The sequence below is a fragment of the Nostoc sp. genome (genome assembly GCF_036917465.1).
In the GTDB taxonomy this organism is placed as follows: Bacteria; Cyanobacteriota; Cyanobacteriia; order Cyanobacteriales; family Nostocaceae; genus Nostoc.
Window position 1 is genome coordinate 86,294 of sequence record NZ_JBALDL010000105.1, and the last position, 15,999, is coordinate 102,292.

Annotated in this window: 14 protein-coding genes and 1 pseudogene; 9 read left to right on the forward strand and 6 right to left on the reverse strand. The window is 40.3% G+C overall.

Annotated features, from left to right (window positions below; translation table 11 throughout):
* Positions 1–722 precede the first annotated feature (722 nt).
* Positions 723–866 (reverse strand): annotated as a pseudogene (locus V7K38_RS28115) (ABC transporter permease); the annotation flags it as partial.
* Positions 867–881: 15 nt separating this feature from the next.
* Here V7K38_RS28115 and V7K38_RS28120 point away from each other — a divergent pair.
* Complete coding sequence (locus V7K38_RS28120; RefSeq protein WP_334862853.1) at positions 882–1,247, forward strand: hypothetical protein; 366 nt, start codon at positions 882–884, stop codon at positions 1,245–1,247.
* 12 nt (positions 1,248–1,259) lie between these two features.
* Here the strand turns inward: V7K38_RS28120 and V7K38_RS28125 are convergent, their stop codons facing one another.
* From V7K38_RS28125 to V7K38_RS28135, 3 genes are all read right to left on the reverse strand, one after another.
* Positions 1,260–2,285: an ABC transporter permease gene (locus V7K38_RS28125; protein ID WP_334862854.1), complete on the reverse strand. Its 1,026-nt coding sequence runs from the start codon at positions 2,283–2,285 to the stop codon at positions 1,260–1,262.
* A gap of 400 nt (positions 2,286–2,685) precedes the next feature.
* Complete coding sequence (locus V7K38_RS28130; RefSeq protein WP_334862856.1) at positions 2,686–3,978, reverse strand: hypothetical protein; 1,293 nt, start codon at positions 3,976–3,978, stop codon at positions 2,686–2,688.
* Positions 3,979–4,925: 947 nt separating this feature from the next.
* Positions 4,926–6,578 carry an ABC transporter substrate-binding protein gene (locus V7K38_RS28135; RefSeq protein ID WP_334862858.1) on the reverse strand — a complete coding sequence of 551 codons (1,653 nt, stop codon included), beginning with the start codon at positions 6,576–6,578 and terminating at the stop codon, positions 4,926–4,928.
* Positions 6,579–6,864: 286 nt separating this feature from the next.
* Between V7K38_RS28135 and V7K38_RS28140 the strand changes: the two genes are divergently transcribed.
* Positions 6,865–7,032, forward strand: a complete 168-nt coding sequence (locus V7K38_RS28140; RefSeq protein ID WP_334862860.1) for a helix-turn-helix domain-containing protein — start codon at positions 6,865–6,867, stop codon at positions 7,030–7,032.
* A 189-nt stretch (positions 7,033–7,221) separates the two neighbouring features.
* Positions 7,222–7,923: a hypothetical protein gene (locus V7K38_RS28145; protein ID WP_334862862.1), complete on the forward strand. Its 702-nt coding sequence runs from the start codon at positions 7,222–7,224 to the stop codon at positions 7,921–7,923.
* 40 nt (positions 7,924–7,963) lie between these two features.
* On the opposite strand, the gene V7K38_RS28150 is transcribed toward V7K38_RS28145, so the two are convergent.
* Positions 7,964–8,839, reverse strand: coding sequence for a DNA adenine methylase (locus tag V7K38_RS28150; protein ID WP_334862864.1), 876 nt, complete (start codon positions 8,837–8,839; stop codon positions 7,964–7,966).
* Between the two features lie 293 nt (positions 8,840–9,132).
* On the opposite strand from V7K38_RS28150, the gene V7K38_RS28155 reads away from it, so the two are divergent.
* The 6 genes from V7K38_RS28155 to V7K38_RS28180 all read left to right on the forward strand — a co-directional run bounded on the left by V7K38_RS28155 (position 9,133) and on the right by V7K38_RS28180 (position 14,067).
* Positions 9,133–9,459 carry a hypothetical protein gene (locus V7K38_RS28155; protein ID WP_334862866.1) on the forward strand — a complete coding sequence of 109 codons (327 nt, stop codon included), beginning with the start codon at positions 9,133–9,135 and terminating at the stop codon, positions 9,457–9,459.
* 98 nt (positions 9,460–9,557) lie between these two features.
* Positions 9,558–9,734 carry a hypothetical protein gene (locus V7K38_RS28160; RefSeq protein WP_334862868.1) on the forward strand — a complete coding sequence of 59 codons (177 nt, stop codon included), beginning with the start codon at positions 9,558–9,560 and terminating at the stop codon, positions 9,732–9,734.
* Positions 9,735–9,870: 136 nt separating this feature from the next.
* The gene (psbB, locus tag V7K38_RS28165) at positions 9,871–11,400 is read left to right on the forward strand and encodes a photosystem II chlorophyll-binding protein CP47 (protein ID WP_334862870.1); all 1,530 of its coding nucleotides are present in this window, start codon (positions 9,871–9,873) and stop codon (positions 11,398–11,400) included.
* 117 nt (positions 11,401–11,517) lie between these two features.
* A complete protein-coding gene (locus V7K38_RS28170) occupies positions 11,518–11,625 on the forward strand; it encodes a photosystem II reaction center protein T (RefSeq protein ID WP_084227385.1) in 108 nt (35 codons plus the stop codon).
* 304 nt (positions 11,626–11,929) lie between these two features.
* Positions 11,930–13,150, forward strand: a complete 1,221-nt coding sequence (locus V7K38_RS28175) for a 30S ribosomal protein S1 (RefSeq protein WP_334862872.1) — start codon at positions 11,930–11,932, stop codon at positions 13,148–13,150.
* 182 nt (positions 13,151–13,332) lie between these two features.
* The gene (locus V7K38_RS28180; protein WP_334862875.1) at positions 13,333–14,067 is read left to right on the forward strand and encodes an HAD family hydrolase; all 735 of its coding nucleotides are present in this window, start codon (positions 13,333–13,335) and stop codon (positions 14,065–14,067) included.
* A gap of 52 nt (positions 14,068–14,119) precedes the next feature.
* On the opposite strand, the gene V7K38_RS28185 is transcribed toward V7K38_RS28180, so the two are convergent.
* Positions 14,120–15,505, reverse strand: coding sequence for an AtzE family amidohydrolase (locus V7K38_RS28185; RefSeq protein ID WP_334862877.1), 1,386 nt, complete (start codon positions 15,503–15,505; stop codon positions 14,120–14,122).
* Between the last annotated feature and the right edge of the window lie 494 nt (positions 15,506–15,999).

A 15,999-nucleotide genomic window follows, 5' to 3' on the forward strand; every position in this document is an offset into this window, starting at 1 on the left:
CAGGATTTACTGTAAATATTTCGGCTATCAGGGTAATGTTACCATTGGCATCCATGACTCATGCATGAGCTTTCATAATTTTAGGAATATAGCTATTTGCGATCGCTCTACTCTACTGCTGCAAAACCCAACGGCAACGCTACACCGAACCAGTCAACATTCAACCTCCATTATCATCCGTGAAAAACCTAACCCCCCAGCACCCTTCGCTATAAGCGAAGCTACGGTATACACACAAGCATGATCGGCACTAGGTTTCAACTCTCCTAGTTGTTTCGTAGGGTGCGTTATAGAGATGCCGAAATAACAAATGCGTTCGCCGAAATAGCAAATGCGTTCGCCGAAATAGCAAATGCCTTAGCGTATACTGTCGCAAGCATTGCCATGATTGCAACAATTTAGCTTCGCGTGTACACAGCATCGAATTAATCAAAACAAAAACCTCACCTTGTCCTAACGGACATGCCTCTCCTTAATAAGGCTACGGTGTGGTGTACACACAAGTCTTTGAGAGTGGACTCATAGGCTTTTGATCCCCCCAACCCCCCTTAAAAAGGGGGGCAAAAGTCTCTTAAAGTCCCCCTTATTAAGGGGGATTTAGGGGGATCTCCAACGATTTTGGGTTTGTACAAAGACGTGTGTACACCGTAGCCTTAAGAAGGAGAGGGACAGGTTTTGCATAGCATAACCAGGGTGAGGTTTTTGATTACTGAATCGATGCTCTAATATCGAAAATAGCGAATTCGCGGATCTACATAAGCATTTAAAATATCAATGAAAATGCTGGTACTCACAACGATCGCACCAAAAAAGACTAGCACTCCCTGGACTGTGGGATAATCGCGATCGGCGATCGCTTGATATAACGGAGTAGTAGTTCTATGGACTACAGCGAGTTTAGTTTAGCTAAGACAAAACAAGAGTTTAGTTTAACCACATTAGAAAAACGCGATATTTTCGCTGCCGTTCCTGAATTAGCAGCGAGTAATTTACTTGTAGAAGCAAAAAAAGAAAATATTAATGCGGGTTTGGGTCAGTGTGCAGCCGAAATTGTAGCAGCTAAAATGTTTAATCAGCAAGCGGCAACTGAGATTAAAACAATTTACGGCGCAGTCACAACGGGGAGTATTTGGCAATTCCTGAAACTAGAAGAACAAGTATTGAGCATTGATTTAAGTGAATATTATCTCAAAGATGTAAATAAAATCCTTGGTATTTTAGCCAGTGGTATCTCTCAAGAAAATTAACAAAATATCAAATTAATATCGAATTCGCGGATCTACATAAGCATTTAAAATATCAATCAAAATGCTGGCACTCACAACGATCGCACCAAAAAAGACTAGCACTCCCTGGACTGTGGGATAATCGCGATCGGCGATCGCTTGATACAGTCGATTAGCTAACCCAGGCCAAGAAAATGTTACTTCTGTCAAAATCGCCCCACCTAACAAGGAAGCAAACGTTAATCCCAACACTGTAATTACTGGAATTAGCGCATTTTTTAAAGCATGAGACACTAAAATCTTATTTTCACCAATACCTCTAGCTCTAGCGGCTTCTACATAATCTGCTTTCAACGTTTGCTTTAAATTCACTCGCACAATTCGCTCAAAAATCCCACTCAGCAAAATTCCCAAAGTGAGACTTGGTAGGGCAAGATGGTGCAAAGATGCGAAAAACTGGGTGAGATTTCCACCGAGCAAACTATCAATTGTATACAAACCAGTCACAGTAGTGGGAGCCGGAAGATTAGGCGGGAAGCGGTTAGAATTGGGAAACCAGCCAAGTTGGACTGAGAAAATCAACTGCAAAAGCATTCCCGCCCAAAACATGGGGAGTGCGTAGGTGATAATGCCAAACAAGCGTCCACCAACATCGAAATATGTCCCAGGACGAGAAGCTGAAAGAGTTCCAACCGCAATTCCAACGATGAGTGCAACCGCCATACTACATACTGCTAACTCCACCGTTGCGGGGAAATATTGCCCAATTATGTCCCAAACATTCTGTCCGCGACTCATTAAAGAGGTTCCCAAATCGAAACGCAGTATGCTGCCCAAATAATTGAGGTACTGTAGCCACAGAGGAAAGTTTAAACCTAATTGTTTTCGTAATTCTTCTTTAGCAGCTTCTGGCGCACGTCCACCGAGAATTGCATCTGCGGGATCTCCTGGTGTTGCTCTTAGTAAGAGAAATACAATGGTGATAATTGTTAATAACTGAAGTGGCGCGAGAAGCAACCGGGAAACTATGTAATATTGTAAAGCTTTAGAGCGAGACATAAGTAATTCAAACTTTAAAATGCGCTTTTTGGAACTATTTTATCTATTAATTTAGATATATAAACCTCGTCTAGGTGAGACCCGTAGTTTTTTCTCATCGGCTTTGAGATAAGTTGTATAACCCACAAAGGATCTGCCACTATATTGGGACAGTCGTTAATTCGTTATTGAAATGCCATTTGTTGTCACTATTTTCTATAAATCTATGGGTAGGTTGGGTTGAGGAACGAAACCCAACGCCAATAATCCCTGCTTCTGTTGGGTAACACGAATGTTCAACCCAACCTACAAATATTTTATTTTTTCAAAGTAATAAAAGAGCGTTAAGTAGATATGAGTAAAACCTGGCGATCAGACTATTGAAAGTGGCTCATCAATTCCAAGCGCGTAACTTTCGGAATCACTGCTCATTTCGCCCCCTCACACATCGGAAAATTTTTAAGGACGGAAATAATACAGACAATAACCACATGGAACTTAGAGCAAGAATTCCTAAATCCCCTGGTTCACGAAAGCGCCAACTTCCCCAGCTAATCAATGCAACTCCTGAAACAAAAATAGGTAGTGTCCAGAAACGAACCAGGTGTCTTGTATATTGCCTAAAACGAATCAAGGACATGATGCTCAGAACTAGTGCGATGACAGTGGGAATACTACCTAAAAGAGTTTGTTTCTCAAGTTGCAAGGGATAAAAGCCCCACATATAAAGTAACTTAGTACCTTCCAGCTTAAGTGCGTCACTAGGATGCTTGAGAATCCATTCTCTGGTACGCTCTCGCAGTAGTTTATCTTTTTGAGCATAGGGTAGCTTTAGGTCTTCCTCACTGAGATAACCAGTTTTATCCATTTCTATCCACTTGCCTGGACCTTGCCATGTAATCCTACCATCTGGCATGGTCACAACCTGATATCCCTCTTTAATGAGTGTGGGATTTAGTCCCCCAGCAATAGTTTCTCCGCCATTAGCACTAATTAAAATAGGAACCCCTGCATTTATTGTCATGTAAATTGACCAAGGTAAGACAACTAGAAAGCATCCTCCAAACAAGAAGATTGTTCGCCTTAAAGCTTTAGACCACTGAATCTCTTCTAAGAATACAATCAGTACAACAAAAGGGATAAATAGAAGGTACATTGGACGAATTAACATACACAGTCCCAATATAAATCCGCACAATCCCCAGCGAATCCAATTTCCTTCTGACTTATTAATCAGTGCCGATCCTTTAGGCAGCATAATCAGTAAAGACATGAAAATTGGTAATGCAGTCGTTTCACTATAAAGAGATCTGCCATAATAAATATAGGGTGGCCAAATAATTGTCAGAACTCCTACGACCATTGCTAGTAAATTATTATCTGTGACCCGTCGCACCAGCAAATACATAAGCGGGGCTGTTAGACTAAATATCACAGTAGGAAGTAACTGAGTCAACTTGAAATTGTCAAAGGTAATTAGCCTGAATATTGCTAATACTAAAACATGACCCAGGGTTCTTCGGGAATTGAACTCATAATTCCCGTTGAGCAAGTCACCTGCCAAAAAATAATACTCCTGCTCATCTTGGTCAAGCAGAGTCGGTTCCGATTTTAAGGGAATTAGTAGTAAGCTAACGCCAACTTTAATGGTGATTGAAAGTGCTAGTAGTAAGAGAAATAAATATTTTGGTCTACCTAGTTTACTAAGCATCATTAGACATCTCCAAAAACTATCAAAACTTTGCTTTGACTAGCTTATAATATACACATGCAAGCATTACTAACTAGCTAGTCAATACGATAAAATACGGCTTTCAGATATTTATTGATAATAAAAACGCAAAAATATGTAATTATATGCGTTTATTTTATTCTGATGCTAAGGTGTCTATTTTTATTGGCAATATTAGCGCTCCAATTCCGAATCGGAGCTAGTTCACAAATTGTCAAAATTACTTGTTCATACTTTTTATAATTTAATCTAAATAGGTCTTGGACAACTCGGAATATTTTTACACCTTGGCTTCGCTCGGTGTAACCCTGAGCGTAGTCGAAGAGTTACCGAACAGATTTGGTGTTCAACAAATACTCGCTTGGATGAAAACTCCTTATTTTCTTTTTTCTAATCAGTTGTTAACTACCCATTTCTTGCTTTCTTAATTGGAGTTTCAATTAAATTCTCTCCTAGTATTACAGCGTATTGCAGGTAAATTAAGTACACGGGTAGGGGCACAACATGTTGTGCCCCTACGATGATCTGTACCTCACCAAGTTGCAATCTGCTGTATATTGTATCAGAATATGGAGCGCGTAACCTGGTTGACTGACAAAACTCTGAGTTCAAGATAAAAAGGATGGCCAGACTTATATAACGAGTAATTTCGCTGTACTTTAGCTGGTGACTAAACACAGAAAAATAAATGGAAGCGACCTCCCGTTTATATGATGACTTGTTCACACTACTGAGTCAATCGAAAACATGGGCAAACATTAGGCATTTAAAAACACTGATTTGGATGGTGATTGGGTTACTCTATTCAGAGTGTACAAAGTTAACTAAATGGTGTAGTCATAATATATTGAACATGAGATATTTTATTTAATAGTCAAAAGTCAATGGTCAACAGTTATTATCAATGACTAATGACTAATGCCCAATGACTACTTTTTAATTGTTTGGTAAACCAGAATTTGGGTCGGGTTAAGTTGTACGCTGTTTACGCCTTTTTGAGCAAATACATAGTCTTTGCTTTGCCATAAGGGAATGTAAGGGACATCAGCAGTTTCTTGCTTTTGAATTTCTGCAAAAATTTTCTGACGCGCTTCGGGATTTAGTTCTTTGCGTTGCTGATCGATTAGTTTATTCATTGCTTCGCTATAGTAGAACGAACCCTGACTTTGACTGCCTCCATCTTCGCATCCTTTAGCAACTGAACCTTTATCACAAGATAAAAATGGCTGGATGTAATTATCTGGATCTAAAAAGTCTGGATACCAATCAAGTAAAGCTCCTGGATATAAACCTTTGGTAATGTCTTTAAAGAAGGCTGGCCCTTCGGCGGGGGTGACTTCAAATTGCAGTATTCCATCCATTTTGACATCAACAAGAGATTTGAGTGTCTGTGCTGCCAAAGTACGAGTAGGTGAACTAGAAGGATACCAAATTTGAACTTTTGCCGGATTTTCTTTAGAAAAACCAGCAGTAGCTAACAATTTTTTAGCTTTATCAAAGTTAGCATCGCCATAAGCATCTTTGAATAATGGCAAAGAAACATTCAATGTCGTGGGAATCATGCTATAAAGCGGATCGGCTTGACCAAGTAAAGCCCGCTCATTTAAAAGTGGACGGTCAATGATTGACGCGATCGCTTGTCTAACCTCTAATTTATCTAAGGGCTTTTGATTTCGGTTTAATACCAGATAACTTACTACACTACCTTCAGCTGCGATCGCTTGCCAATCCCCTTTTTTACCACCTTCTTCTAAGCTCCGATTTTGATCTGGCTGTAGCGACAGATAAGCCACATCCACTGCACCAGTACGGAAAGCATTAAACAAATTAACCGGACTAGTTTGAATTTGCAGGTTAACACCCTTGTTAGCTGGTTTTTCTCCCCAATACTTATCAAACGGATCAAATCTGATTGAATCAGTACCATACTGCGCTAACTTGTAAGGGCCAGTCCCAACAAAAATATTCGGCTTAAATTTCCCAGCACCGAGTTCGTAAGCTTTTGGCGAAACCGCACACACCCCAGGAAACGCCAGCAGTGACGGAAACGCTGCAAAGGGCTTTTTCAGCTTAATGGTTAATTCATACTCGCTTGTAGGTTTTACCGAATCGACTACATCAGTTAGTAAAAATGAGGGTTTTCCTTTATTTTGAATAAAGCGGTTGATGGTAAACGCCATTGCTTGGGCGTTGAAGGGAGTCCCATCGTGAAAAACCACTCCCTGACGTAAGGGGATGGTATAAGTTAAGGCATCTTGACTGACTTTAGGTAATGCTGTAGCTAGCTGGGGCTTAATTTCCGTGCTTCCTGGGTTGTATGTGTAGAGGCGATCGCTCATATTAAACACCAAGCCCAAAGATGCTAACTCATAAGCATCAGCCGGATCAAGGGTTCTCGGCTTTGCTGTTGTACCTATAGTAATACGACCATCACCTGTAAGGCTATTTACAGAACCCGATGGTGGCATAGTTGACTGTGGACGAGGAGCGCAACTAACAACTAAAAATAAACATAGAGAGAACAAAGATAGGAATTGTGTTATCCGACCCCACCGTTTCACCGACAAGGAAAACCAGGTCATACAGTTAAATTTTATGTAATTAGAAGTCAGCAATTATACTATATATTCGCTAGTTTTATAGCAATTTTTACAATTAATTACTACTTGACATACCTTTTATAGAGGATCTTGATCGAATAAATAAATTATGTGTATTCAGAATGATTAAGTAAAAATACTTTAATGCTAACTATAGTATGTATAACTTTAGTATGTATAAGTTTAGTACTATCTTTAGTTGTCTTAGCAAAATTCTATGAGAGCTGAGATACTTGATAAATTCGCAAAACGAGTCAGATATTAAAGATTGCAGAGAGGACTATCCCAAGAGGAATTAGCCGAAAAAGCAGAACTTCATCGGACATATATAGGAATGATTGAAAGAGGCGAGAAAAACATCACTCTTATCAATATTCAAAAAATAGCCAAAGCCCTGGTTATAACTGTAGATGAATTATTAAAAGGTATTACTTAAAAGTGCTTCAAGAACAACAAGAAAAATGGATAAATGATATTCGGAAGTATTGTCAGTCATTAAATATATCAATTAATGATTTATATAAAATTGTAACTGATTTAAAAGTTTCTCCCATGATTCGTGGGAAAGCATTTTAGTTTTCTACATCCGCTAGATTAAAGCAACTTTTGCCTCGGGGAAAAATGGATGGTAACAAAGCCTATGATGAATGCACAGACTGGAACACATGATATTGATATAAAGTTGGAACATAAAGACACACGGAAAATAATATCTATTGAGTGTAAGTTAGCTAAAAAAGGAGATTTTAAAGTACTCAAGCAGAATAAAAGTGGTCTTGGTCAGAAAGGTGATTATTTGATACCTGTTAAGTGTATGCGTTCACGAACTACTAAGAGTAATGATAAAGCATTAGCAGCAGCAAACAAATTCAATGTTTCTCTTGATGCTTTTATTACACATAGTGACCAATATCGTACATCTAGTTTTCATGTTGTTGCTACTTCTATTGGCAATGCTTTTTATGAAACAGGTGAAGATGAAGAGGCAAATATATCATATAGATTTAATTTTACTCAGGAAGGAATGGAATTTATAAAAAAGCTAAATCCTCCTAATCTTACCGAAGCATTTATACAAGAATTTGTTTATAACAAAGTTTATCTTGCTAGTTCTTTTGATATAGCTATATCACATGAAACAGGGATTATTTGTGGAAGAAAAAAGTGCCTAGACAAGTCTAATTGTGGTTTTATACCTAACTATCCAGTTATTAATTTTGGCAATGTTCAAAATTTAGAATCAACATTAGTTCCATATCCAACAAATAAATGGATAGAAATAGAAAAATGCGAAGCTTTCTTCGATGAATTACTTCTAAAAATTTAGAATATGATCTAATTTATATTGATTATTTCTATAAAATTATTCAAACTTTTAAAACTAATTGTTCACAATTTTGAGAGGTAGAGTCAAGAGAAGAGTAGTTTAATATAAAAATTTCTTTCCCCTTGTATCGTTCACCTTTAAAATTATCTTGTTTACTTTTTCCATTTTTTTGTTCGTCGGTTCTATTAATTGTATAATTCCATTCTTTGTCGTGTATTTCTAATGCCCATTCATATAGGTTTCTAATTTCTTCGCTATTATCGTAAGTTATAAGAAATTTTATCCTTTCCTTATGTCTGTTTAATATTTGGCATAGCCTTAAATGATCGTCTTTAGAAAATGAATGAGCATAAAATTTATCTTGATCCGCATTAAAATAAGGAGGATCAATAAATAAAAAAGATCCATTAGGTACAGATTCGATAACTTTTTCAAAGTCGAGATTAGTAATTTTAACTTTTTGAAGTTTCTCAGAAGTCCGATGTATGTTTCTGGGCCAATTCTCTGGACGCATACTATATTTATCACCATATCCCCAATAACAGTTTTGATGCTTCATAATCCCAGAGTAGGAGGTTCTATTAAGGTAAAACCATCTACCAGCTTGTTCTAATTTATTTTGTGGGATGAATTCATTTTTGTAATATGTATGTCTTTCTTTAGTAGCAGATTCCTCTGCTAAAAATTTTATTAATTCTTCTGGTTGATCTCTAATTATCAATAATGTATTTATTAATAATTCATCAATATCATTGAGCCAATTAATATTTACTTTATCTTTTACAAAAAATATAGAACCACCCCCCGCAAAAGGTTCAGCATAATAAGAGTGAGAAGGAATATGATTAAGAATCAAATTGCGAGCATAAAATTTGCCGCCAGGATATCTAAATGGTGAGTTTATCGGTTTGTTCATAGTTACATTAAGCATTTATAAAATTCTATTCGACATTTGCTAACCATAGTATACATAAATATTTATTGTCAAATTGGAAATAAAATAAAACTATTAGTTTAAAATCATAATATTATGATTTTTTTATTTCTTCTACTGAGTTAAATGAAATAAATAAGTATTTTTTCTATTAAAAATTGGGCAATAATAATTTAAACAGCATTAAGCTAAAATATCATTAATTATACATAATTAACAAATAATATACGATATCGTAAACAGCAGATTGAAAGTTTAATAGTGAGACTAAGAGCGTGAAGTATTTCTTTCTATCTGAGGGATGGGCAGTTGCTAGAGTCTGGGCATCTGATGGACTTTGGCAAATAACCGCATGGCGACGACAACCAGATATTCAGCGAATGAATATTTGTTTAGTGGAAGAAAACGAATTGCTATGGCTTTATCGAGTTGAAGAAGCCATTTTAACCATTGAGGTGAAACCTACAATACCAGACACAGCCAGTACTACCATAGGTCAAGTAGTACTCAAACGTCTGATGAGTGCCGAACAAGTAATTGAACGTCTAAACACAGCTGAGGCAAAGTGTCAACTACAAAATATCCAGTTGGTAGTTCAGTAAGATAGACATGGGGCAGAGGGGAAATACTTAACTGCAATTTCTCCTTTGTCTTTCATAAAGAAAATATAAGTAAATTTAATCCCCAACAGGGATTGGTAGTGAAAAAACTTTGTCATGCTACGCGATCGCATCAATTTACACGCTTGCAAACAATTCCATCAATAGTTACACTTTTTAAAACATTCTCATTTTTTGCTTGGTGGTGGCTACCCTACAAGGTAAACCTCCCGAAGCGAGTAAGCATTGCCAAAGCGCCCACGCTGTCTGACTTTTAAGACTAACTGTGGTAGTACTCTGGCTCTGGCAATAACAAAAAACAAGAGAGAGTTTTCTGAGTGGCGAATTTCGTTTCTTAGAATCTCAGTAAGAAAATTGCTTTGTAAACTAACTCATCGAGGAGGAGCGTAGTCGATGGGACTACCCTGGTACCGAGTACATACAGTCGTTCTGAATGATCCAGGACGGCTGATTTCTGTACACCTAATGCACACAGCCTTAGTAGCAGGCTGGGCTGGTTCGATGGCACTCTACGAACTAGCTGTTTTTGACCCTAGCGATCCGATTCTCAACCCGATGTGGCGACAAGGGATGTTCGTTCTACCCTTCATGTCACGTTTGGGCGTTACTCAATCTTGGGGCGGTTGGAACGTTACTGGTGGCCCTGCAACCGATCCTGGTTTCTGGTCATTTGAAGGCGTTGCTGCGGCTCACATTGTTCTTTCCGGTCTTTTATTCCTAGCTGCCGTATGGCACTGGGTTTACTGGGATTTGGAACTCTTTAGAGATCCCCGCACTGGTGAACCTGCCCTCGACTTGCCAAAAATGTTTGGCATTCACCTGTTCTTATCTGGTCTACTTTGTTTTGGCTTTGGTGCTTTTCACGTCACCGGACTATTCGGGCCGGGGATATGGGTTTCTGATGCTTATGGTATAACTGGGGCTGCACAGGGAGTAGCACCAGAATGGGGCCCAGATGGTTTTAACCCATATAACCCTGGTGGCATTGCGGCTCACCACATCGCTGCGGGTGTTGTTGGTATTATTGCAGGCTTATTCCACCTCACAGTTAGACCCCCCGAACGGCTTTACAAAGCCCTACGGATGGGGAACATTGAAACAGTACTTTCTAGCAGTATTGCAGCAGTTTTCTTTGCTGCTTTCGTTGTTGCTGGTACTATGTGGTACGGTAACGCCGCCACACCCATCGAATTGTTTGGCCCTACCCGTTACCAATGGGATCAAAGCTACTTCCGTCAAGAAATTCAGCGCCGCGTTCAAACTAACGTTGCTGAAGGTGCAACCCTTGACAAAGCTTGGTCGCAGATTCCTGAAAAACTGGCTTTCTATGATTACGTCGGTAATAGCCCCGCTAAAGGCGGTCTATTCCGTACAGGGCCGATGGTGAAGGGTGATGGTATTGCCCAGTCTTGGCAAGGTCACGCCGTATTCAAAGATTCTGAAGGACGGGAATTGACCGTGCGTCGTCTCCCCAACTTCTTTGAAACCTTCCCAGTGATTTTGACTGATGCTGATGGAATTATCCGCGCTGATATTCCCTTCCGTCGGGCAGAATCGAAGTATAGCTTCGAGCAATCTGGTGTCACCGTCAGCTTCTATGGTGGTAATCTGAATGGTAAAACATTTACAGAACCAGCTGATGTGAAGAAGTATGCCCGTAAAGCTCAAGGTGGTGAAATCTTTGAATTTGACCGGGAAACCTTGAACTCTGATGGTGTATTCCGCACAAGTCCTAGAGGTTGGTTTACCTTTGGACACGCTGTATTTGCTCTGCTGTTCTTCTTTGGTCATCTCTGGCATGGCTCTCGGACAATCTACCGAGACGTATTTGCTGGTGTTGATGCGGATCTAGAAGAACAAGTTGAGTGGGGTCTGTTCCAGAAAGTGGGTGACAAATCAACCCGCCGGAAAGAAGCTCTCTAAGAGACTGGGGACTGGGGACTGGGGATTGGGGACTAGGAAAAACTTTTCCCAATCCGTAATACCCAGTACCCAATCCCTAATTCCTCATTACTAGCTGGATAGGCAGGAACTAATAATATGGAAAGCGTTGCGTACATCTTGATTTTTACTTTGTGTATAGGTACTCTATTTTTTGCGATCGCATTCCGCGAACCCCCTCGCTTTGAGAAACCAAAAGATAAGTAGATCCTAATTACCAGACCTTTAAGCTGATTTCAAGAAGTTAGTATCCGTTGCTGCTAAGTGTAGTCGCAACGGATATTATTGTTTTTGTCATTTGTGATTTATTTTGTTTCTCACCAATGGCCAATAACCAATGACTAATTATTGTGATATAATTTCCAATCTTGGAGTAGATATGTGTTAATACTAGCTTTTCTGCGCTAGGATGAAAAAGGATCTTTTGTGTAAGCTGCCATAGAACTGCTTACATAGTACATCACACCTGTCACACAACCTTTACGGAGACTAGAACCAGGAACAAATAAGCATGGTCAATCAGAATTTAACCGCTACAGAAATTGGATTCACTCACGAAGATTTCGCTGCTCTACTTGACAAATACGATTATCATTTTAGCCCTGGTGATGTTGTCCCAGGAACCGTCTTCAGTATAGAGCCGCGCGGCGCTCTGATTGACATTGGTGCTAAAACCGCAGCATATATTCCTATACAAGAAATGTCTATTAACCGGGTTGATAGCCCGGAAGAAGTCTTACAGTCAAACGAAACGCGAGAATTTTTCATCCTTACCGATGAAAACGAAGATGGGCAATTAACCCTTTCCATTCGCCGTATTGAATATATGCGGGCTTGGGAGCGCGTGCGACAGCTACAAGCAGAAGATGCTACTGTCCGCTCTGGCGTGTTTGCAACCAATCGTGGTGGTGCATTGGTACGCATTGAAGGATTACGTGGCTTTATCCCCGGTTCTCATATCAGTACTCGCAAACCTAAAGAAGAATTGGTAGGCGAAGATTTACCACTGAAATTCCTAGAGGTTGATGAAGAACGTAACCGCTTAGTTCTATCTCATCGTCGGGCGCTGGTTGAGCGGAAGATGAACCGCCTAGAAGTCGGCGAAGTAGTAATTGGTACAGTTCGTGGCATCAAACCCTACGGTGCTTTCATCGACATCGGCGGCGTGAGTGGTCTACTACACATTTCTGAGATTTCCCACGAACATATTGATACACCTCATAGCGTGTTCAATGTCAATGATGAAGTGAAAGTTATGATCATTGACTTGGATGCAGAAAGGGGTCGGATTTCCCTATCTACCAAGCAGCTAGAACCCGAACCCGGCGACATGATTAAAAACCGGGATTTGGTTTACGATAAGGCAGAAGAAATGGCTGCTAAGTATCGTGAACAACTACTAGCCAAGCAACAAGGTGCTAATGCTGCGGCGGCTGCACCTGCGGATGCTGTAGCAGAAGAAGATATTCCACCAGCAGCAGAACTTGAAGACGACGAGATTCCACCAGCAGCAGAACTTGAAGACGAGATTCCACCAGCAGCAGAACTTGAGGAAGCAACTCCAGTAGTTGCGGAAATTCAAGAAGAGATTCCCGCAGCCACGGAAACTGAAGAAGAAATTCCCGCAGCCACGGAAACTGAAAAAGAAATTCCCGCAGCCACGGAAACTGAAGAAGAAATTCCCGCAGCCACGGAAACTAAAGAGGAAATTAACGCAGCTATTGAAGAATAATACATTTTATAGTTTTACTTGTTTTTAAGTAAGAGTATTAAATCATTGGATAAAGAGGGTTTTTCCCTCTTTTTTTATGTGGAAATTGGGAAGAGTTAGGAGAGACGCGAAAAATCTTTGTCTGTACAGGAGTTGGGAATAAAAACTCATAATGCTGATTAAATAAGTGGGGGTGAAATATTGTGGTGACTATTAAATGTAGAAATATCACTTTTGATAATATCCAGGCAATTTTGTTTGATAAAAACGGTACTTTAGAAGATTCTGAAACGTATTTGCGATCGCTAGCACAAAAGGCAACAAGATTAATAGATGCCCAAATCCCTGGAACTGGGGAACCTCTGTTAATGGCATTTGGTATCAATGGCAATATTCTAGATCCGGCAGGTTTGATATCGGTAGCGAGTCGCCGCGAAACAGAAGTTGCGGCTGCTGCATATATTGCTGAAACGGGAAAAGGATGGTTTGAGTCCTTAAAAATAGCCCGTCAAGCTTTGGATGAAGCAGAAAAATACATCGAACAAACTCCTTCACCGCTATTTGTGGGTAGCTTGGACTTGTTGAAATACTTGCAGAAAGGAGGCTTGAAACTCGGTATCCTCTCAGCTGCAACAACCGATGAAGTAAATAAGTTTGTAGCACATCACCAATTAAGTGATTATATCCAATTGGAAATGGGAGTAGATGAGGGGCCGAGTAAACCAGATCCAGTGCTATTTTTGCAAGCTTGCCAAGCTTTGAGAGTCGAACCAGGCGCTACATTGATGGTGGGTGATGCAGTTGGTGATATGCAAATGGCGCGTAATGCCAAAGCCGCAGGTTGTATTGGTATCACTTGGGTGGGTAAGTCAGATAACGTTCGAGGTGCGGATGTGGTGATTAATCAACTTGATGAAATCCAGATTTTAGAAGATTAGCAACCTTGGCTAATTTATTAAAAGTCGGGAAAACAACCTAGGTTTAACATAGCTATACTACTGGGGCTGAAACTACACCCTTTATTTCTAAAGCAGCCGCAACCCTTAAAATCAACGCTTCATTATATGGTGCTGCGATCAATTGCACGCCCAATGGTAAATCATTTGGACGCTGAATTGGTATTGATAAAACGGGTAAACCAATGAAAGATAATGGTTGAGTAAATAACCCTAAATGAGGACGGACAAGAATTTCTTCACCATCCAAAACCATAGTTTGTTGGCCGATTAGCGGTGCAGAAATTGGTGTAGTTGGGGCAAGAATCACATCCACATTTTGAAACACTTCTCGAATGCGATCGCGATACCATTTTCTAAACCTTTGTGCTTGAAGATACCAGCTACTAGGAATTAACGCCCCAGCCAAAAAGCGATCGCGTGTTGCTGGATCAAAATCTTGAGGACGCGATCGCAATTTTTGCAAATGTAGATTTGCGCCTTCGCTAGCTGTAATCACAAAGGCTGCTGCACGGGCGCGGTGTGCTTCTGGGATTGTCACATATTCACTGACATCTAAGGCATCAGCGACTTTTTGCACTGCTGCTAAAGCTTCTAGTTCTGCACCTTGGGTAAAATAATCGGTTGCAATAGCAATTCTAATACCAGAAATATCTTGCTTAAGTTGTGGTAAAACCAATTCAGGCGGACGTTTTGTACAAATTGGATCGCGATCGTCTTCTCCCTGAAGCACATCAAACACTATCGCAATATCCTGCACCGATCGCGCAAAAGGGCCAATGTGGTCAAAACTGCTAGAAAATAAAGCTACCCCAGCCCGAGATAACCTTCCATAAGTTGGCTTGAAACCAAAAACGCCACATAACGCCGCCGGAACTCGAATTGAACCATTAGTATCAGAACCCAGCGTCAGAGGCACTAACCCAGCAGCAACAGCCGCCGCCGAACCACCTGATGAACCACCAGCAACTCGCTGTAAATCATGGGGGTTATGAGTAGCACCGTAATGGAAATTTTCCGTCACGAATCCATAAGCATACTCATCCATATTTAAAGCACCAACTAGCACTGCACCAGCTTGTTTCAGCTTGGCTACTGCGGTTGCATCTTGGGTAGCTATTGGTTTCTCTGCATTAATTTTCGATCCCGCCAGAGTTGTTAAACCAGCGATATCAAAAAGATTTTTCACCGCAAAAGGAACACCAGCAAGGATTCCCGGATTATCACCTTGGGCAATTTTCTCGTCGATGCGTGCTGCATCTGCTAAAGCCGCCTCAGCAGTCACAGCCGTAAAACAGTTGAGTTGATAATCCCGTGCTGCTATTCGTGCTAACGCAGTTTTAGTAACTTCCACAGCGCTAGTTTTACCTTGGCGTACAGCAGTTGATATTGTTATGGCATCGGCTGAATCAAAATTCATGCTCAAATATTTTAGATATAGCGCGTTTAGAGAACTAGGAGCTTAACAAAGAGTTTTAGCCTTAAGGGACTTCCAAATAAAAAAATACTCAACTACTTCCTGTGGCGTGGGCAACATGAGCGCCTTTGTATATGGGCGCTCATGTTGCCATTGGTGTCAACTTAAGCTTAAAGCTTTGTCCCACAGACGTTTTACCCCCCTTAATCCCCCCGATATATTGGGGGGAAACAGGAAATCCGGTTCCCTCTCCTTTATAAGGCTACGGTGTACACACAAGTCTTTGAGAGTGTCCTCATAGGCTTTTGATCCCCCCAACCCCCCGATAAATTGGGGGGCAAAAGTCTCTTAAAGTCCCCCAATCAGTTCAGGGATGATTAAGCATTTCCCCCTACTTAAAAAGGGGGGCAAAAGTCTCTTAAAGTCCCCCAATCAGTTCAGGGATGATTAAGCATTTCCCCCTACTTAAAAAGGGGGGCAAAAGTCTCTTAAAGTCC